We start from the raw sequence: 19,455 nt of genomic DNA on the forward strand, positions 1-19,455 counted from the left end.
TCCTAGAGTAGGGAGCGGCCCACACACCGCGCATGGCACGGACGGGCTAGTTCACGCCGGTCACTCCTCGGCGATCCTGCCCGCGTAGATGTCGTCGGTGCGGGGCAACCGTACGCGCACCGAGGCCCCGAAATCGTAGAGCAGCGTCGTCGAGGCGACGGCGACGGGGCTTTGCTGTTGCCCGTTCAGGAAGCTGAAACGGTGCCTGACCTTGCGGATGCGGCCCTCGTCGTCGAGGTAGGCGTCGAACGGCACCTCGGCGGTGGCGAACCCCTCGGCCGCCGCCCTCAGCGGCTCCTCGTTCCCCTTCGAGGCCCGCCGGGCCGCGTCGGCGAGGTCCGCCGTCCCCCGGTAGTGACGCACTCCGGTTCCCGCGACCTCCGTCCTGCCCACGTACGTCGCCGTCCGCGTACCGAGCAGCACCTCGGCCGCCGTGAACGGGTCGGTGGCCCCGCCGGTGACGAGGTTCCCGTCGGACAGGGTCCGGGTGTCCACCCGCACCCACTTGTCCGCGGGCACACCGGCGCCCCGGTTCTTCATGAACAGCGCACCCGGCGCGAGCAGTTCGGTGATCGGCCGGCGCTCGGCCACCCCCGCGGGGTCCTGCGGCAACAGCACCTTCAACCGCCCCATCCGCTTGCGGTAGTCGTACACCCCGGCCCCACGGATGGTCACCCGGGTCCCGCCGGCGGCCATCTCCATCGACGTACGGGCCTTGGAACTCCCCGCGCCGACGAGCCGGCCGGCGGACTGCCGCAGCACGGTGACCGCTTCCCCGCCGCGCGCGTCCCCGGCGGCCGCGTCACCCCCGGAGCACCCCGCGGTCCCCAGCCCCGCCCCGGCCAGGACCACGGCGACGACGACCGTCGCACCCGTCCGCCTGTGCCGCCCTTCCCGCTGCCGCCCAGTCATCGCCTGCCTACCCCCAGCCGGTACGTCCGTCACGGGCCCCCTCGTTGTTCCGGTTAACGACGGGTTTGTGCCCCCGTCACGCGAGCCCGCGCAGACCGCCGTACGAGCCCTTTACCTGAGCTGGGTAACGTTGTCGGCGTGGCGCAGCAGGACGGGCCGGAACTTCCCCCCAACCTCCCGGAACACCGCACGACGACCATGGAGAAGGGCCGTTTCTGCATGGCCCACTGCATCTGTGGCTGGCGCGGCCCGGCACGAAGAGCGAGGAGCCAGGCGCGTACGGACGCGGAGCGGCACGCGACGGGCTGAAACCGTGGCGGACACCTCCCGGCCGGGCCCGGACCATGGAACCCTCACCCCCATCACCCCGTCTCCCAGGACGGAACCACCGGGAGGCCCCATGGAACGGCGCACGATACTCACGGCCGGCACGGCGGCGATCGCCGCGGCCGCGACCCCCCTCACCACCGCCTGCACCCAGTCGGGCACCCGCTCCGGGGCCACGGCCACCGACGCCGTGCGCACCTCCACCACCTCGAGAACCACCGCCGCGAACTGGTCCGCCCTGGCCCGCGACCTCGACGGCCCCCTGATCCGCCCGGGCGACGCCGACTGGCCCGCGGCCCGGCAGCTCTACAACACCCGCTTCGACACCCTGAAGCCCGCCGCGGTCGCGTACGTCTCCCACGCGGACGACATCCGCACCTCGCTGGCCTACGCCCGCGCCCACGCCCTGCGCGTGGCGATCCGCAACGGCGGCCACTCCTACGCCGGCTGGTCCTCCGGCGACGGCCGTCTGATCATCGACGTCTCGAAACTCAACCGCGTCCGGGCCTCGGGCACCACCGCAGTCGTCGGCGCCGGCGCCAAACTCATCGACGTCTACCGGGCGCTCGCCGCGAAGGGCGTCACCATCCCGGCCGGCTCCTGCCCGACCGTCGGCGTCTCGGGCCTCACCCTCGGCGGCGGCCACGGCGTCGTCTCCCGTGCCTACGGCCTGACCTGCGACAGCCTCACCCGGGCCACCCTGATCACCGCCGACGGCAAGCAGCTCACCGCCGACGCCCGCGAGAACAAGGACCTCTTCTGGGCCCTGCGCGGCGCCGGCAACGGCAACTTCGGCGTGGTCACGGAGCTGCACTTCAAGACCCACCCGGCCCCGCAGGGCGTCTCGGCGTACCTGTCCTGGCCCTGGTCGAAGGCGGCCGCGGTGGTGAAGGCCTGGCAGGAGTGGGGCCCGTCACAGCCCGACGAGATCTGGTCGTCCCTGCACCTGGCGAACGCCGCGGGCGGCACCCCGACCGTCTCGGTCTCGGCGTTCTCCCTGGGCACCTACGGCGAGCTGAAGAACGCCGTCGACCGCCTGGCCGACCGGGTCGGCGCCCCGGCCCGCAGCGTCTCCCTGAAGCGCCGCTCGTACGAGGAGTCGATGGAGGTGTACGCGGGCTGCTCCTCGTTCCCGACGGACGCGCAGTGCCATCTGCCCGGCTCGACCCCGGGCCGTTCCCCGAAGGGCGCGCTGGGCCGCGAGACCTATGCCGCGGCGTCGGACTTCTTCGACCGCTCCCTGTCAGCGGCCGGCATCCGCACCCTGCTGGCCCAGATCGCCTCGGTACGCGGCGGCACCGGCAGCATCGCCCTCACGGCCCTGGGCGGTGCGGTGAACCGCGTCTCCCCCACCGCCACGGCGTTCGTCCACCGCCGCTCGCGCATGCTGGCCCAGTACATCGGCGCCTGGCGGGCCGGCACGAGCGGTACGACGGCCCGCGGCTGGCTGGCCTCGGCCCACAAGGCCATGCGCCCGTACGCCTCGGGGGCCGCCTACCAGAACTACACGGACCCGACCCTGACCGACTGGCGCAAGGCCTACTACGGAGACGCGGCGACCCGCCTGGCCAAGCTGAAGAAGCAGTACGACCCCGAGCGCTTCTTCACGTATCCCCAGGCTCTGTAACGCCTTTACGCGGCGAGGTCCCGCTCCGAGGCCCGCTCACTGCGTGCCTCGGGGATCACCGTGTCCTCCCCTTCGGCACGCCCTCTGCCGCGCACCAGCCACCCCAGCCGGGGCGAGCGCTCGACGGCCGTCACCAAAGGCGTCAGCAGGGCCATGGCGAGCGGCGACAGCAGCAGCGCCACGGCGGTGCCCAGCGCGAACCCGCCCACGACGTCCGTGGGGTAGTGCACGCCCATGTAGACGCGGATGAACCCGCCGAACAACGCCAGCACGAGCGCGACGAGCCCGAACTTCCGGTTGGCGACGAACAGGCCGACCGCCAGGGCCATGACGATCGTCGCGTGGTCGCTGACGAACGAGTAGTCGGTCTTGCCCTGGACGAGCACCTCGAGCCCCTGATGGTCCAGGAACGGCCGGGGCCGCTCCACGAACCCCCGGATGGGCACGTTCACCAGGACGGCGATGCCGGCGGCCAACGGGGCCCAGACCAGCGCCGCGACGGTGGACGCCGCGTCCTCTCCGCCGCGCCGCCGCACCGACCACCAGCACCACACCACGAGCAGGACGATGCCGAGCAGCAGCCCGTACTCACCGACGTACTCCATGACGCGGTCGGACCAGGCCGGTGCGTCCTTGGCCAGGCCATTGATGTCGTACAGCAGGTCGACGTCAGGGTTCGACCCGGAATCGGCGAGTCCAGCCATGGCGCTGCGGCCCCTTCGTCGTCTCTCCCGGCGCACCTGTGCGTGCGCCGCTCCTGCCACCCCCGTGGTTGTAGATCCGCTTCCGTTGCAGTGACGTCCGCTCGGCTACGTCACCAGGAACGCATGGTCCCCGTCGATACGTTCCACACTCCACCGAATGATCACGCAGACGTTATCGAAGAGAGATACGTCTTCGCAGCTCAGGGGGTGGGTTCACACAGGGTTCACACGGTCGTGGGCAGTGCTTTCGCGCCATCTTCGGTGACGCGGGTGGCACCGAAGTAGTCGGGCGTATCGATCGGGTCGAATCGGATGACGGCACCGGTCCGGGGCGCGTCGATCATGTACCCGCCTCCGACATAAATGCCGACATGCCGGATGGTGCGGGAATTGGTGAGGTCGTCCGAGAAGAACACCAGGTCGCCGGGGAGCAGCTCGTCCCGCGAGGGGTGCGGTCCGGCGTTGTACTGGTCGTTGGCGACGCGCGGGAGCTTGATGCCCACGGTCGCGTAGGCGGCCTGGGTCAGACCCGAACAGTCGAAGCGTCCGCCCTGCTCAGCGGTGCCGGTGCCGCCCCACAGATAGGGCGTGCCGAGCTTCTTCTGCGCGTATTCGATCGCGGCCGCGGCCTGCTCGGAGGGGTCGACCCGCCCGACCGGCGCCGCGAAACTCTCGGAGAGCGTCGTGATCCGCTTCACGTAGTTCCGGGTCTCGCTGTACGGCGGCACGCCCCCGTACTTGATCACCGCGTACGCCCCCGCGTTGTAGGCGGCCAGCATGTTCTCGGTCGGATTCCCGCCAACCTTCTTCACGTACGAGGCGAGTTCGCAGTCGTACGAGGCGGCCGAGGGAATCGCGTCCTTCGGATCCCACACGTCACGGTCGCCGTCGCCGTCGCCGTCGATGCCGTGGCCGGCCCAGGTGCCGGGGATGAACTGCGCTATGCCCTGCGCGGCGGCATGGCTCTGGGCTCTGGGGTTGAAGCCGCTCTCCTGGTAGAGCTGGGCGGCGAGCAGGGCCGGGCTGATGGCGGGGCAGAGGTTGCCCCACTTCTGCACGAGGCCCGCGTACGCGGCGGGCACCGACCCCTTGGCCAGCGATTTCGCCCCGCCGCCCACGCCGTTGACCAGGTTCCCGGCGACGAGATAGACCCCGACGACGAGCAGCATCACGAAGGCCAGGGCGGAGCTGATCGCAACGCCCGCCACGATCCACGCCTTACGCACCGTCAACCGCCCCTCGCCGCCCAGGAGTCCGTGGGCCAGTGTAGAGGCGGCCGGCACACCCGGGAATGATCACGGGGAGGAGAGTCGGGGCGGACGGGCGGAACGGGGCGAGGCACGGGCGGCACGGCGAGAGTCACGACGGCTCCGGCCGGCGCACGGGGGCGCGGCGCGTCACGGGTGCCCCGCCGCTTGCCGGTACAGCCGCCGGGCCTCCGCGCCGAGGACCACGCTGTAGGAGACCCCCGGGGTCGTCCCGCCCCGGTCGTGCCCGCCGAGGACCCCGACCACCTGCCCGTCCCCGTTAACCCAGGGGCTGCCGCTGGTCCCCCCGCTGAAGCCGGGGCACGCGATGCGCTGCTGGGTGCGGCCGAGCGCGGTCGGTTTGTCGGTGCAGCTGACGGGCTTCTCGCGGGCGTTGGGGTACCCCGTGACGGTCACTCCGGTGGCCCCCGTCGCCGTACCGGTCACGAACCGGTTCCCGCCGACGACGTCCTGGAGCTCCTCGCCACCGCGCGGTGCGACCGCCGCGAATCCCACGTCGCTGTCCTCGTCCTGTCCCTCGGTCCACCCGCGGGGCAGGAACCGCCGCCGCACCCTCCACTCCCCGTAGGGCGCACGCCCGTCCCGGTAACCCGGCACGAACACCAGCCCTCCGTCGCCGCCCAGACAGTGCGCCGCGGTGACGATCAGATCCCGGCGCGGCGCGTCCACCACGGACGCCGTACAGAAGTGCCCTCCCCCTGCGGCGCGGAGAAGCACCCCGACCCGGGCGTCGCGCGCGGTGACGGTCACACCGAAGGGCCCGGCCCCGTCGTCGGCGGTCGCGGTGGACGCGGTGATGAGGGCGACGAGGATCACGGCGACGGACAGGACGCGCTTCACCGGAGCGACTGTGCCGGACGAAGGTGAGAGAAGTGTCAGACAACGGCCAATTCGTCTCGTGACATCGGGACGTGCCTGCCCGTCAGTTCCTCCGGCACCCGCCCCGACCGCCGCGGCCCTCAGGTCAAGCCGCTCCCATCGCCCGGCCATCGGGCCGTCAGCGGCAGGTAAGCCCCGCACCCTCTTCAGTAAGGCGGAAGTCAGGATTCCGATCACCGTCTTGTTGTCACGTACTCAACAAGCGATCGTCGTCGCGGGTCGCCGCCCCCGCCGGGAAACACACCGGCGGTTCCCCCACCCGCAGGCCTCTGCCCACCACTGCCAGGAGGCTGTACCTTGCGCACGACACCCTCTACTCCCCTCACCTCCCGCCTCAGATGGCGCCGCGTGGCGTCCGCCGCCACCGCCACCGCCGCACTCCTCCTCACCGGCCTCACCACCGCCGCCCACGCACAGGCCGTGGACCCCAGCACCTCCCAGGTCACCTGGACCCGCTCCTGCGCCCTGCCCCGCCACCAGGGCGAGATGGCCTGCAACGCCCTGCGCGTCACGGGCGGCCGTACCGCCTTCCAGCAGCAGCACGGCATCTCCGCCAAGGCCGCCGACGCCTCCTCCCCCTCCGGCTACGGCCCCTCCGACCTCCGCAGCGCCTACGGCCTGACCTCCGCCGCCGCGAGCAACGGCTCCGGCCGGACCGTCGCCATCGTCGACGCCTACGACGACCCCAACGCCGAGTCCGACCTCGCCGCCTACCGCTCCCAGTACGGCCTGCCCGCCTGCACCACCGCGAACGGCTGCTTCAAGAAGGTGAGCCAGACCGGCTCCACCACCGCCCTCCCCACCCCCGACAGCGGCTGGGCCGGCGAGATATCCCTCGACCTCGACATGGCGAGCGCCGTCTGCCCCAACTGCCACATCACCCTCGTCGAGGCGAAGTCGGCGTCCATGGCCAACCTCGGCACCGCCGTCAACGAGGCCGTCGCCCTCGGCGCCAAGTACGTGTCCAACAGCTACGGCGGCGGCGAGTCCTCCTCCGACGCCTCGTACGACTCCGCCTACTTCAACCACCCGGGCGTCGCCATCACCGTCAGCGCGGGCGACGCGGGCTACGGCGCCGAGTACCCGGCGGCCTCCAAGTACGTGACGGCCGTGGGCGGCACCAGGCTCTCCAGGTCCTCCACCACCCGCGGCTGGACGGAGAGCGTCTGGCGGACCAGCAGCACCGAAGGCACCGGCTCCGGCTGCTCCGCCTACGACACCAAGCCCACCTGGCAGACCGACACCGGCTGCACCAAGCGCATGATCGCCGACGTCTCGGCCGTCGCCGACCCGGCGACCGGCGTCTCCGTCTACGACACCTACGGCGCCGACGGCCAGGGCTGGGCCACCTACGGCGGCACCAGCGCCTCCGCCCCGATCATCGCGAGCGTCTACGCCCTGGCCGGCACCCCGTCCACCGGCTCCTACCCGGCCAAGTTCCCCTACGCGAACACCACCGCCCTGAACGACGTCACCAGCGGCAGCAACGGCAGCTGCACCACCAGCTACTTCTGCACCGCCCGGACGGGTTACGACGGCCCGACCGGTCTGGGCACCCCGGAGGGACTCGGCGCCTTCACCGGCTGACGCACTTCCCCCGGTGACAGACCGTCACCGGGGGACGCCGCCCGGCGCCGTGGGGGCCCCGGGCGGCGGGGAAACGAAGGGGCCGCGGCATCCCAGCCGCGGCCCCTTCGCCTTGCCAGGTAGCCTTCACCCGGAGAACACCGGCGCGACCGCTCACCCGACCAGCCGTCAGAAACGGCCCCCAAAGGTGGAAAAGGCCGCAAGAGGACACAACGACGGAACCACACACCAGGTTCCGCTCAGGCCTCATTGCCCGGCGTGACCTGCCGTGATACACAGAGTGACCATACGATCCTTCATGCACCGCCCGTCACCTCCCCTAGGGCCCGGAGCGGAACGGTGGCAAGGTATTCGTACGAAACCCGCCAATCAATGACGCCAAGTCGACATCCGACAGCATCATTGTCGGCGACAATGAGGCCTGACCTCTGCACTACCGCAGAGGGTGCGGAACTACCCAACAGGGGCGGTGACTTACATGCTCTTTGCGGCCGACAAGGGAGACATCAACACCATCATCGGCGGGATCGCTCCGGACTGGGGCCCCTTCGGCAGCCTGGGCAACGAGGCGAAGGTGATGATCGAGGTCGTGATGGCGGTGGCCATCCTGCTCTGCCTCGGCATCGCCATCTGGGGGGCCGCCAAGCAGCGCATCGGAGCCACCGCCCTGCGGGACACCTTCAGCGCGGAGCAGGGCAAGGGCCTCATCATCGCCGGCCTCACGGGAGTCTTCATCATCGGCTCCCTCGGCACCCTCTTCACCATCGTGTACGGCATGGCCGTGTAGCGCGGGCACGTCCCGCCCGGCCGGTCACGCCCGGCTCCCCTCCATCCCACCCGCCCGTCGTGCCCACCGGCTGAGGTTGCGTTTCCCTGATGTCGAGTCACCACACCGCGCCCGCGCGGGAACCAGCACGGCTACCGTCGTACGAGGAGTATGAAAAGTACGACCGGTACGAAGTGTTTCCGCACGACGTCGAGGGGGCGTACGCGGCATGAGTCTCGGTGACGACCACGAGTCCTCCGGCGGCTACGCCGGCACGGGCCAGACCCGCACCCGCCTGCCCGACTCCGGCGACGCCTTCGGCGACCCCCGCCGCCGCTCCTCGTCCCGCAGCCTGGTCACCGTGGTCGGCGTGGTGGTCCTCCTGATCGCAGCGATCGCCTTCGCCAACCGGGGGGACGGCGACGCCGAGAACAGCGGCTCGGGCAGCGACAAAGCAGAGAGTTCGGCGACGGCGCCGACGGGGCAGCGACCGGTGAAGTCGAAGACCGGGGACATCGCCACGGGCTACGCCCACACCGAGCAGGGCGCCCAGTCCGCAGCCACCAACTACGGCATCGCGCTCGGGTCGGCCGACATGTACAACCTCGAAAAGCGGCACGCGATCGTCAACACCGTGTACGCACCCGACGTGGCCGCCACGCAGCTGCCCGAGTTCGACGAGGTGTACTCGAAGGAGAGCTTCCTGGAGAAGCTCGGCCTCACCAAGGACGGTGCCGCGCCGAGCGGCCAGACCTTCGTCTCGCGCGTCGTCCCGGTCGGCACCAAGGTCACCTCCTACAACGACACCACCGCCTCGGTCGCACTCTGGTACACCTCCCTCTTCGGCCTGTCGGGTGAGACCTCCAAGAACCCCGTGACCGAGAGCTGGTACACCACGACCTACCAGCTGAAGTGGGTCGACGGTGACTGGAAGGTCACCGGCTTCACCCAGAAGGACGGCCCGGTCCCGGTCGGGCGCGACCAAAGAGCCTCCACCGCAGAGGACATGAGCAAGGCCGTCGAGGAGTACGGAGGGTTCACCTATGCCCGGTAGGCATCACGTACTCAAACTCGGCGCCGCGGTCGCAGCAGTGCAGACGGCCACGGTCCTGCTGGCCACCCGTGCCTTCGCCGCTCCCACCCCCTCCCCGTCCCCCAGCAACAACGCCTGTGATCTCCTCCGGGCCAGGGCCAGGGACATCTGCGAAGGCGACACCGGCAGCGGAAGCGGCAGCGGTACCTCCCGGCTCGACCCCACCTCCACCCTCGACCCCCTCTCCTCCCTCGCCAAGGGCTGCGCCGACGCCGCCTCCTGGACCGTCGACAAACTCAGCGACGCCGTGAAGGAGACCGCCAACGTCGACTTCACCAACCCCAAGTTCCTCCAGCAGTACGCCGTCGTCTTCGCCGCCTCGACGATCCTCACGCTCCTGCTCTGGCTCCTGGCCGTCGCCAAGCGAGCCGTCCGCGGCGTCCCCCTCACCACCGCCCTCTCCGAAGCCATCGGCTTCCTGTGGCTCACGGTGCTGGCCTCCGCCTTCACCCCCCTGATCCTCTACACCGTCGTATCGGCCACCGACGGCATCACCGAGGTCCTCGCCAAAGCCACCGGCGACCAGACCGACGCCTTCTTCGGCACGTTCTCCGAAGCCCTCAAGAAGGGCGAGGACATCGGCGGCGGCCCGATCATGCTGATCGTCGTCTCCCTGGTCAGCATCCTCGCCGCCGGAGTCCTCTGGCTGGAGCTCGTCATCCGGGCCGCGCTCCTCTACGTCGGCGCCCTCCTCGGCACCGTCGTCTACGCCGGCCTCGTCGACAAGAACCTGTGGGGCCACGTCCGCCGCTGGGCCGGCATCATGATCGCCGTCATCCTCATCAAGCCGGTCATCGTCATCGTCCTCGGCCTCGCCGGCGCACTCTCCGCCGACGACGGCCCGAACGCCTTCTCCGCCGTCGTCTCCGGCCTCGCCATCATCCTGCTCGCCATCTTCGCCAGCGCGATGATCTACCGCTTCGTCCCCGGCTTCGGCGACGAGATCGCCGGCTCCCGCAACAACCGCCTCATGCGGGGCGCCGAGAGCAAAGCCGCCGCGGTCATCAGCTCCCCCGCCAGCCTCGTCGCGCAGGGCATCAAGACCCACAGCTCCCGCGCCGACAACAACGGCCAAGGCAGCCAGTCCTCCGCCCCCCGCCCCAGCAACCCCGCATCCGGCGGGGTCGCCGCGCACAGCGCGCGCACCTCGAACGGCGGCGGATCCGTCCCCTCCGCCGCACCCGCCCCCCGTTCGAGCAGCCCCGTCAACACCCCGCACGCCAGCAACACCCGCAACAGCAGTACCAACCGCACGGGAGGTGAAGGGCGTTGACGACCGAGTCCCACGTGTCCCATCCGGTCACGCCCCGCCGGACATATCTGATCGGCCGCGCCCGGCCGAACGCGATCATCGGCCGCAACCGCGAGACCGGCGAGATCGCCCTGATCGTCGTGGGCGCGTTCCTCGGCATGATGTGCGGACTCCTCGTCCCGGTCCTGTCGCTGCGCATCGTGCTGCTCGCCGGGTTCCCGATGCTGGCGCTGGCCGCGGTGTACGTGCCGTACAAGCACCGCACCTTCTACAAGTGGTTCGAGATCAACCGCAGCTACAAGCGGACCCTCAAACAGGGCACCACCTACCGCTCCACCGCGATCGAGGCAGGCACCCGGCTGGACGGCAAGGAGATCGAGGTCGGCCCGCCCCCGGGCATCGGCCGCATCACCTGGCTGGCCGCCCCCTTCGGCCCCGACGAGATCGCCGTGCTCCTGCACGCCGACCGCAAGACCGTCACCGCCGCCATCGAGATCGAGGGCCCGGGCGTCGGCCTGCGCGACAGCGAGGACCAGGAGGCCCTCGTCGACCGCTTCGGCACCCTGCTCAAGCACGTGGCCAACGGCGACGGCTTCGTCACCCGCATCCAGATGCTGGCCCGCACCCTCCCGGCCGACCCGGACGCCCACGCCAAGGACGTCGCCGTCCGCGGCGACGACAAGGCCCTGCCGTGGCTCCAGGACTCCTACGACCAGCTCCAGTCCATGGTGTCCACCAGCAGCGAGCAGCACCGCGCCTACCTCGTCGCCTGCATGCACTACACCCGCGAACTCGCCGCCGAGGCCAACGCCATGGCCCGGGCCGCCCGCGCCCACGGCGGCAAGGTCGACCGGGACGCCGGACTCGCCGTCGTCATGGCCCGCGAGCTCACCGACATCTGCTCGCGCCTCCAGGAAGCCGACATCCGCGTCCGCCAGCCGCTCGGCCAGGGACGGCTGTCCTCACTGATCCACTCCATGTACGACCCCGACCACCCCATCGACCACATCCAGGCGATGACCAAGCGCAACGCCTGGCCGGCCGAACTGGACGCCATGGAGCCCACCTACCTCCAGGCCAAGACCCGCGAGTCCTCCACCCGCGCCCCCTGGTGCCACGCCACGGCCTGGGTGAAGGAGTGGCCGATGACCCCCGTCGGCGTCAACTTCCTCGCCCCGCTCCTCGTCCACACCCCGGACGTCATCCGCACCGTCGCCGTCACCATGGACCTCGAACCCACCGAGGTCGCCATCGAGCGCATGCTCACCGAGAAGACCAACGACGAGGCCGAGGCGTCCCGCGCCGCCAAGATGAACCGCACCGTCGACCCGCGGGACGTCGCCGCGCACTCCCGGCTCGACCAGCGCGGCGAGGACCTCGCCAGCGGCGCCGCGGGCGTCAACCTCGTCGGCTACATCACCGTCAGCTCCCGCTCCCCCGACGCCCTCGCCCGCGACAAGCGGACGATAAGGGCCTCGGCGGGCAAGTCGTACCTCAAGCTGGAATGGTGCGACCGCGAGCACCACCGCGCCTTCGTGAACACCCTTCCCTTCGCCACCGGCATTCGGAGGTAGGACCTGATGCGGGATCCGCTGTCCGTCCTCACCGACGCCTTCACCTCCTTCCTCTTCGGGAAGGTCGAGACGACCAGGCTCCCGGTGCGCACGTCCACGGGCCAGGCCCAGGCGGTCTACCTCCCGACCGCCGCCCCGGGCCTCGGCGACTCCGGCGTCATCATCGGCCGCGAGGTGTACTCCGGAAAGGGCTACATCTACGACCCCTTCCAGCTCTACGGCCAACAGCTCCCCGCGCCGCACTGGCTGGTCCTCGGCGAGTCCGGCAACGGCAAGTCGGCACTGGAGAAGACGTACGTCCTGCGCCAGCTCCGCTTCCGCGACCGCCAGGTCGTCGTCCTGGACGCCCAGGGCGAGGACGGCGTCGGCGAGTGGAACCTCATCGCCGAGGAGCTGGGCATAACTCCCATCCGCCTGGACCCGACCGCGGCCCTGGACATGGGTATCCGCCTCAACCCGCTCGACCCCGCGATCACCACGACGGGCCAGCTCGCGCTGCTCCGCACGATCATCGAGGTCGCGATGGGCCACGGCCTCGACGAGCGCTCCGGCTTCGCCCTCAAGGTCGCCCACGCCTACGTCAACGAGACCATCGTCGACCGCCAGCCGGTCCTGACCGACATCGTCGAGCAGCTGCGCCACCCCGAACCCGAGTCGGCCGAGGCGATGAACGTCGCCATAGACGACGTACGGGCCTGGGGCCTCGACGTCGCCCTGGTCCTGGACCGCCTCGTCGACGGTGACCTGCGCGGCATGTTCGACGGCCCCACCACGGTCGGCATCGACCTCGACGCCCCGCTCATCGTCTTCGACCTGTCCCACATCGACCGCAACTCCATCGCCATGCCCATCCTCATGGCGATCGTCGGCGTGTGGCTGGAGCACACCTGGATCCGCCCCGACCGGAAGAAGCGCATCTTCCTGGTCGAGGAGGCCTGGCACATCATCAACAGCCCCTTCGTCGCCCAGCTGTTCCAGCGCCTGCTGAAGTTCGGCCGGCGCCTGGGCCTGTCCTTCGTGGCGGTGGTCCACCACCTGTCCGACGTCGTGGACGGAGCCGCGGCCAAGGAAGCGGCGGCGATCCTCAAGATGGCCTCCACCAGGACGATCTACGCCCAGAAGGCCGACGAGGCGAGGGCGACGGGACGAGTCCTCGGGCTGCCCAGGTGGGCGGTCGAGATCATCCCGACCCTCACCCCCGGCATCGCCGTCTGGGACGTCAACGGCAACGTCCAGGTCGTCAAACACCTGATCACCGAGACCGAACGCCCCCTGGTCTTCACCGACCGCGCGATGACCGAGTCCTCCCACGACCTCACCGACGACGCCCTGCACGCCGCCGAACTCGAGGCGGAGGAACGGGCCGCGGCCTTCGTGGAGCACCACCTGGGCGACTCCGAATCAACGGTGGCATAGGCGGCAGGGGAGAACGCGTGAGACCGGACGACCGCCACACCCAGCGGGACGGCCAGGGAGGCATCCCCGACGGCCTGCTGATCGGCATACTCGCGTTCCTCCTCGGCATGACCCTGCTGGTGTGGACGGCCACCGGCCTCGCCGCCCTGTTCGCCCACGGCTCCTGGCCGTCCGGCGTCACCTTCGCCCGCACGCCCCTGGCCATGCGCGACCTCGTCGCCCGGCCCCACGACATCCCCGGCGCCTGGCCCGGCACACCCGCCGGCGAACTCTCCGGCTACGGCCTGTTCTGGGGCGTGCTCATCGGCCAGCTGATGATCCTGGTCGTCCTGACCGTGTTCGTGATGGGTACGCTGGCCCGGTGGCGAGCGGTGCGCGCGAGACGCCGCGAGGAGCGGACCCTGACGGCGGGGCAACACCCGGAACCGACACGGCACGGGGTGACGACACCGGGGCAGGGGCCCGGGGCCCCGGCAGTACCGCACGGCGTCCCGACACCCGGCCAGGGGTCCGGGACCCCGGCAGTACCGCACGAAGCCCCGTCACCCGGACAGGAACAGGCGACCACGGCGACGCAGCACGAGGTGCCGACGCCCCGCTCGGCCACTCGCTCCCCGCAGATCCTGGAACCGACGGCATCGGCCACGCACGCCCCGCACCCGACGGCGACCGAGATCCCCGCCCCGGTGACGACACCCACCACCCGGGCGTCCCTGTTCGCCCAGGAGCGGGTGGGCGCGTGGGAGAAAATCCTCGTAGCCCCCAAGGAGACCCGCCGAACCGCCGCCGCCCGAGCGGTGGCCGACGCGGAAGGCCCAGCCCTCGTCGTCACCTCGAACCCCACCCTCTGGCAGGAGACGAAAGACGCCAGAGCCAAACTGGGCCCCGCCCACCTCTACGACCCCACCCACCTCTGCGACACCCCGTCCCGCCTCCACTGGTCCCCCACAGCCGGCTGCGAGGACAAGGCGACAGCGGCCACGAGAGCCACCGCCCTCCTCGCCCCGGTCCGCCCCACCGCCAAACTCGACCAGGCCCTCAGCGACACAGCCGAGACACTCCTGCGGAGCTACCTGCACGCCGCGGCGATCGACGGCCGCACCATCCGCCACGTCCACCGCTGGTCCCAGGGCACTCAGATCCAGGACGCCGTACGCATCCTCCGTACCAACCCCAAGGCGGCCCCCGGCTCCGCGGGCGAACTCGAAGGCGCCCTCACGGCCCACCCCGAACGCCGGGACATGGCCCAGCAGCTGACGACCCGTGCCCTCGCGGCCCTCTCCACGATCAACATCCGCGAAGCCTGCACTCCCAACCGAAATGATGCCCTCGCCTTGGATTCCTTCGTCCACGAAGGGGGCACGCTTTACGTGGTGGGGGAATCCATCGAGGACCCCAGGACGAACCCGGGCGCGATGCCCTTCCTGACGGCCCTCGTCTCGAGCGTGGTCGAGCGCGGCCGGCACATGGCCGAACGGTCATCGGCCGGTCGCCTCGACCCACCAATGACGCTCGTCCTGGACGACGTCGCGGCCGTGGCCCCGCTCCCCCAGCTCCCGGAGCTGCTGGCCACCGGAGCGGACCGGGGCATGCCGACCCTGGCCCTGCTCCGGTCCCGCGAACAGGGCCGCGCCCGCTGGCCGCACGACGAACTGCCGGTCTGAAGCCGTACCCCGGAGAGGCTCACTCCCGCACGAGGACGAACTCCAGCTCCCGCTCCCCGGCATCCCCCAACGGCACCGTCACACCACTCGGCACGAACCCGGCCCGCCGGTAGAACCGCTGCGCCCGCCCGTTCTCCTCGTGCACGATGAGCCGCACCCGCTCGAGTCCCTGAGCCCACGACCACTCCAGGGCCGCGTCGAACAGCACCTCGGTCAGCCCGCTCCCGCGCTCCTCCGGCCGCACGAACACACCGACCACATGCCCCTGCTTCCGCTCCACCGGAAACCCGGCCCAGTCGGTCGTCCCGGGCTCCTCCACGAGCACGGTCAGCGTCGCGACCCACCGCCCGTCCGGCCCCTCGGCGATGATCTGCTGCGCCCTGCCGGCCCCCTCCGCGGCCCCCGCGGTCCGCTCCTGCCAGAACGCGTCCGGCCGGGCCACGGCCTCCTCGTACGTCTCCAGGAAGGCCAGGTGCGCCACCGGGTCCCGCAACGCCGCGAGCCGCAGCTCCTTCGCCGCGGCCCACTCGCCGGCACGGACGGACCGGATCACATAGCTCATGCGGCCACGGTAGTACCCGAGTACGACACCCCTCACCCCGGTTACACCGCCGGTCCGACGCCCGCCGCCCCCGCAGGCACGAGCATCGAACCATGCTGACGGCACACGAACTCACCAAACGCTACGGCGACCGGACGGTCGTCACCGACCTGTCCTTCACCGTCCGCCCGGGCACCGTCACCGGCTTCCTCGGCCCGAACGGCGCCGGCAAGTCCACGACCATGCGCATGCTCCTCGGCCTCGACGCCCCCACCCGCGGCCACACCACCGTGGCCGGCCGCTCCTACGCCGCCCACCCCGCGCCTCTCACCGAGGTCGGCGCCCTGCTCGAGGCCCGCTCGGTGCACCCCGGCCGCACGGCCTACCACCACCTGCGCGCCCTCTCCCACACCCACGGCATCCCCCGCAGCCGGGTCGAACACGTCCTCGGCCTCACCGGCCTGACCGACGTGGCCCACCGCCGCGTCAAGGGCTTCTCCCTCGGCATGGGACAACGCCTCGGCATCGCCGCCGCCCTCCTCGGCGACCCGGCCACGCTCATCCTCGACGAGCCGGTCAACGGCCTCGACCCGGAGGGCGTCCTGTGGATCCGCAACCTGCTCAAGTCCCTCGCCGCCGAGGGCCGCACGGTCCTCGTCTCCTCCCACCTGATGAGCGAGATGGCCCTCACCGCCGAGCATCTGGTCATCATCGGCCGCGGCCGTCTCCTCGCCGACACCACGGTCACCGACTTCGTACGCGACTCCGGGGCGGGCGCCACCAAGGTCGTCACCCCGGACGCCGGCACCCTCGCAGACCTCCTCACCGCCCCCGGCGTCGACATCACCACCGACACCCCCGGCACCCTGCGGGTTCGCGGCACGGACACCGAACACATCGGCCGCACCGCAGCTGCCCACGGCATTCCCCTGTACGAACTGACCCCCAGCACCGCCTCCCTGGAGGAGGCCTTCATGGACCTCACCCGCGACGCGCTGGAATACACGGCGACCCCGGAAGGAGCGGCAGCATGACCACAGCGACCCTCCCCTACCGTGTGACCCCGGCCCGCGTCCTGCGCTCCGAGTGGCACAAGTTCTGGACCCTGCGCTCCACCTGGATCACCCTCGTCGTCACCAGCGCCCTCACCGCAGCGATGGGCGCAGGCCTGGGCGCCGCCTACGACGGCTCCGGCGAAGGCGGCATGGACACCGTCATGTTCGTCCTCCTCGGCACCCAGTTCGCCACGATCAACCTCGGCGCCCTGGGCATTCTGGCCACCGCCGGCGAGTACTCCACCGGCCAGGTCCGGGCCACGATGACGGCCGTCCCGCGCCGCCTGCCCGTCCTGTGGTCCAAGGCCGCCGTCCTGACCGCGGTCGCCCTCCCCCTCACCCTGGCGACGAACCTTCTCACCTTCCCCCTCGCCCAGTCGTTCCTCACCGGCACCGACCTGTCCGCCTCCCTCGGCGACCCCGGCGTCCTGCGCGCTCTCGGGGGCAACGCGATCGGCCTCACCCTCCTCGCCGTGCTCGCCCTCGGCATCGGCGCGCTGCTCCGCTCGGTCCCCATGGCCATCGGCGCCTTCATCGGCATCGTCATGATCCTCCCCGAGATCCTGGCCATGCTCCCGTACACGTTCGTCGACGACGCCGTCCGCTACTTCCCCGGCAAGACCCTGGAAGCCCTCACCACCGCGCAGCCCATGCCCGGAGCGGCCTCCCCGGGCGCCGCACTGCTGGCCATGCTCCTGTGGACGGCGGCCGTCCTCACGGTCGCCGCGGTGGTCCTGCGCCGCAAAGACGTATGACGCCCGGCAGCGCATCCCGCACGATGGACCCCGTGACCCAGGACCGGGCGCCGGAGCCCCTCACCGAATACACCCAGCGCCTCACCCACCGGGTGCGCTCCTTCGACCGACGCCACCCGCTGCTGTGGGACCTCCACTTCACCGGCTTCTGGGTCACCGCCGCCCTGATCGACTACACCGGCGGCGGCTGGCGCCACAACGCCCACGCCCTCGACGTCCCCGGCTGGTTGCTCCTGACCATGAGCCTCGGCCTCTCCGTCCCCCTCTTATGGCGCCGCACCCACCCCGCGGTCGCCCTGGCCGTCATGGTTCCCTTCGCCGTCGCCAACGCCTGGGCCGGAGCCGCCCTCCAGGCGGCCCTGCTCCAGCTGGTCCTCGTCTACCACCTCGCATTGCGCCGCCGCCTGCGCGACCTGTGGTGGGCGGCGACCCTGGTGATCACCCCGGTCCTGCTGTCGGCCGTCCGCCACGGGGAGGGCACCTGGGAGCAGCAGATCGGCTCCCACCTGATGTCCATCACGGTGGCCGCCCTCATCGGCGTCACGGTCCGCACCCGCCGCGACTACACCGAGGCGCTGGAGGACCGCGCCCGCCGCCTGGAGACCGAACGCGACCAGCAGGCCCAGCTCGCGACCGCAGCCGAACGTGCCCGCATCGCCCGCGAGATGCACGACATCATCGGCCACAACCTCTCCGTCATCACCGGCCTCGCCGACGGCGGCCGCTACGCCGCCGCCAAGTCCCCCGAGCGCGCGGCCCAGGCCCTCGACGCCATCGCCGGCACCAGCCGCCAGGCCCTCACCGAACTCCGCCGCCTCCTCGACGTCCTGGGCGAGGAGGAGAGGAACCAGCCCGACCTGGCCCCCCAGCCCGGCCTCGGCGACCTCGACGCGCTCCTCGACGGCGTCCGCTCCGCGGGCCTCCCCGTCACCACGACCACCCACGGCATCCCCGGCCTCCCTCCGGGCCGCCAGCTCACCGTCTACCGCGTCATCCAGGAAGCCCTCACCAACACCCTGAAACACGGCGGCCCCGACGCCACCGCCCAGATAGCCCTCTCCTACGCGGAGAAGGCCGCCGTCACCGTCACGATCACGGACACCGGCAGCGGCAGCCGCACCGACGGGCCGTCCCGGGACGGCCGGGGACTCCCCGGAATGCGCGAGCGAACCGCCCTGTACGGCGGCACACTTGAGGCCGGTCCTCGCCCCCAGCCTGAGCAGGGCTGGCGCGTCCGTCTACACCTCCCGGAGGAACCCCCGCAGTGACCACGGTCCTGATCGCCGACGACCAGCCCCTTCAGCGTTTCGGCTCCCGCATGCTGCTGGAGAGCCAGGACGACATGACGGTCGTGGGCGAGGCACCGAACGGCAGCGAGGCGGTCCGCCTGGCTGCCGAGCTCCGCCCCGATGTCGTCCTGATGGACATCCGCATGCCCGGCCTCGACGGCATCGAGGCCACCCGCCGCATCGCCGCCGCCGGCGACCGCACCCGCATCCTGATCGTCACCACCTTCGACCTGGACGAGTACGCCTACGCCGGCCTCCGCGCAGGTGCCTCCGGCTTCCTCGTCAAGGACGCCCAGCCCGAGGAACTCCTCGCCGGCATTCGCGCGGTGGCCACCGGCGACGCGGTCGTCGCCCCCAGCCTGACGCGCCGCCTCCTGGACGCCTACGTCCATCACCTCCCGGCCGGCCCTGGCACGGAAGCCGGTCCACGGGAGGATGCCCGCCTCGCTTCCCTCACCGACCGGGAGCGCGAAATCCTCACGGTCATCGGCCAGGGCTGGACGAACACGGAGATAGCCACGCGTCTTCATCTCGCCGAGTCGACGGTGAAGACCCATGTGGGCCGCATTCTCGCGAAGACCGGTTCCCGTGACCGCATTCAGGCCGTCATTCTGGCGTACGACACGAAGCTGGTTGAGCCGTCGTAAAGGTCCTGAAACGCAGAAAACCCCCGCATCCGAAGATGCGGGGGTTTTCCCAAAAATTGTTCGGCGGCGTCCTACTCTCCCACAGGGTCCCCCCTGCAG

18 protein-coding genes are annotated in these 19,455 nt (G+C 71.1%); 13 read left to right on the forward strand and 5 right to left on the reverse strand.

The window, feature by feature from the left end:
- Nucleotides 1–60: 60 nt before the first annotated feature.
- Nucleotides 61–912 (reverse strand): SCO4651 family lipoprotein, encoded by an 852-nt coding sequence (locus ABTX60_RS38920; protein WP_352101611.1) that lies wholly within the window; start codon nucleotides 910–912, stop codon nucleotides 61–63.
- Nucleotides 913–1,050: 138 nt separating this feature from the next.
- On the opposite strand from ABTX60_RS38920, the gene ABTX60_RS38925 reads away from it, so the two are divergent.
- Nucleotides 1,051–1,221, forward strand: coding sequence for a hypothetical protein (locus ABTX60_RS38925; RefSeq protein WP_352101612.1), 171 nt, complete (start codon nucleotides 1,051–1,053; stop codon nucleotides 1,219–1,221).
- 91 nt (nucleotides 1,222–1,312) lie between these two features.
- Nucleotides 1,313–2,866, forward strand: a complete 1,554-nt coding sequence (locus ABTX60_RS38930; RefSeq protein WP_352101613.1) for an FAD-binding oxidoreductase — start codon at nucleotides 1,313–1,315, stop codon at nucleotides 2,864–2,866.
- 5 nt (nucleotides 2,867–2,871) lie between these two features.
- On the opposite strand, the gene ABTX60_RS38935 is transcribed toward ABTX60_RS38930, so the two are convergent.
- From ABTX60_RS38935 to ABTX60_RS38945, 3 genes are all read right to left on the reverse strand, one after another.
- Nucleotides 2,872–3,570, reverse strand: coding sequence for a phosphatase PAP2 family protein (locus ABTX60_RS38935; protein ID WP_352101614.1), 699 nt, complete (start codon nucleotides 3,568–3,570; stop codon nucleotides 2,872–2,874).
- 224 nt (nucleotides 3,571–3,794) lie between these two features.
- Nucleotides 3,795–4,796 (reverse strand): NlpC/P60 family protein, encoded by a 1,002-nt coding sequence (locus ABTX60_RS38940; protein ID WP_352101627.1) that lies wholly within the window; start codon nucleotides 4,794–4,796, stop codon nucleotides 3,795–3,797.
- Between the two features lie 171 nt (nucleotides 4,797–4,967).
- On the reverse strand, nucleotides 4,968–5,678 hold the full coding sequence (locus ABTX60_RS38945; protein ID WP_352101615.1) for a trypsin-like serine peptidase: 711 nt from the start codon (nucleotides 5,676–5,678) through the stop codon (nucleotides 4,968–4,970).
- 336 nt (nucleotides 5,679–6,014) lie between these two features.
- Here ABTX60_RS38945 and ABTX60_RS38950 point away from each other — a divergent pair, with 336 nt between their 5' ends.
- From ABTX60_RS38950 to ABTX60_RS38980, 7 genes are all read left to right on the forward strand, one after another.
- Nucleotides 6,015–7,304, forward strand: coding sequence for a S53 family peptidase (locus ABTX60_RS38950; RefSeq protein ID WP_352101616.1), 1,290 nt, complete (start codon nucleotides 6,015–6,017; stop codon nucleotides 7,302–7,304).
- Nucleotides 7,305–7,782: 478 nt separating this feature from the next.
- Complete coding sequence (locus ABTX60_RS38955; protein ID WP_003991275.1) at nucleotides 7,783–8,091, forward strand: DUF8827 family protein; 309 nt, start codon at nucleotides 7,783–7,785, stop codon at nucleotides 8,089–8,091.
- A 208-nt stretch (nucleotides 8,092–8,299) separates the two neighbouring features.
- Nucleotides 8,300–9,124 (forward strand): DUF8175 domain-containg protein, encoded by an 825-nt coding sequence (locus ABTX60_RS38960; protein ID WP_352101617.1) that lies wholly within the window; start codon nucleotides 8,300–8,302, stop codon nucleotides 9,122–9,124.
- Nucleotides 9,114–10,436, forward strand: a complete 1,323-nt coding sequence (locus ABTX60_RS38965; protein WP_352101618.1) for a hypothetical protein — start codon at nucleotides 9,114–9,116, stop codon at nucleotides 10,434–10,436. Before ABTX60_RS38960 ends, ABTX60_RS38965 begins: the two co-directional genes overlap by 11 nt.
- Complete coding sequence (locus ABTX60_RS38970) at nucleotides 10,433–11,989, forward strand: SCO6880 family protein (RefSeq protein ID WP_352101619.1); 1,557 nt, start codon at nucleotides 10,433–10,435, stop codon at nucleotides 11,987–11,989. The genes ABTX60_RS38965 and ABTX60_RS38970 overlap by 4 nt, the downstream gene beginning before the upstream one ends.
- A gap of 6 nt (nucleotides 11,990–11,995) precedes the next feature.
- The gene (locus ABTX60_RS38975) at nucleotides 11,996–13,405 is read left to right on the forward strand and encodes an ATP-binding protein (protein WP_352101620.1); all 1,410 of its coding nucleotides are present in this window, start codon (nucleotides 11,996–11,998) and stop codon (nucleotides 13,403–13,405) included.
- A gap of 17 nt (nucleotides 13,406–13,422) precedes the next feature.
- Nucleotides 13,423–15,069, forward strand: coding sequence for a type IV secretory system conjugative DNA transfer family protein (locus ABTX60_RS38980; RefSeq protein ID WP_352101621.1), 1,647 nt, complete (start codon nucleotides 13,423–13,425; stop codon nucleotides 15,067–15,069).
- Nucleotides 15,070–15,088: 19 nt separating this feature from the next.
- Here ABTX60_RS38980 and ABTX60_RS38985 read toward each other — a convergent pair whose 3' ends face one another.
- On the reverse strand, nucleotides 15,089–15,631 hold the full coding sequence (locus ABTX60_RS38985) for a GNAT family N-acetyltransferase (protein WP_352101622.1): 543 nt from the start codon (nucleotides 15,629–15,631) through the stop codon (nucleotides 15,089–15,091).
- Nucleotides 15,632–15,723: 92 nt separating this feature from the next.
- Here ABTX60_RS38985 and ABTX60_RS38990 point away from each other — a divergent pair, with 92 nt between their 5' ends.
- From ABTX60_RS38990 to ABTX60_RS39005, 4 genes are read left to right on the forward strand one after another with little or no spacing between them, the layout of a single operon-like run.
- Complete coding sequence (locus ABTX60_RS38990; protein ID WP_352101623.1) at nucleotides 15,724–16,644, forward strand: ATP-binding cassette domain-containing protein; 921 nt, start codon at nucleotides 15,724–15,726, stop codon at nucleotides 16,642–16,644.
- Nucleotides 16,641–17,420 (forward strand): ABC transporter permease, encoded by a 780-nt coding sequence (locus ABTX60_RS38995; RefSeq protein ID WP_352101624.1) that lies wholly within the window; start codon nucleotides 16,641–16,643, stop codon nucleotides 17,418–17,420. Before ABTX60_RS38990 ends, ABTX60_RS38995 begins: the two co-directional genes overlap by 4 nt.
- Before the next feature lie 23 nt (nucleotides 17,421–17,443).
- Nucleotides 17,444–18,688, forward strand: a complete 1,245-nt coding sequence (locus ABTX60_RS39000) for a sensor histidine kinase (RefSeq protein ID WP_352101625.1) — start codon at nucleotides 17,444–17,446, stop codon at nucleotides 18,686–18,688.
- Complete coding sequence (locus tag ABTX60_RS39005; protein ID WP_352101626.1) at nucleotides 18,685–19,356, forward strand: response regulator; 672 nt, start codon at nucleotides 18,685–18,687, stop codon at nucleotides 19,354–19,356. The genes ABTX60_RS39000 and ABTX60_RS39005 overlap by 4 nt, the downstream gene beginning before the upstream one ends.
- The last annotated feature ends 99 nt before the right edge of the window (nucleotides 19,357–19,455 follow it).

The sequence above is a fragment of the Streptomyces sp. NPDC126510 genome (assembly GCF_040302345.1).
Classification (GTDB): Bacteria; Actinomycetota; Actinomycetes; order Streptomycetales; family Streptomycetaceae; genus Streptomyces.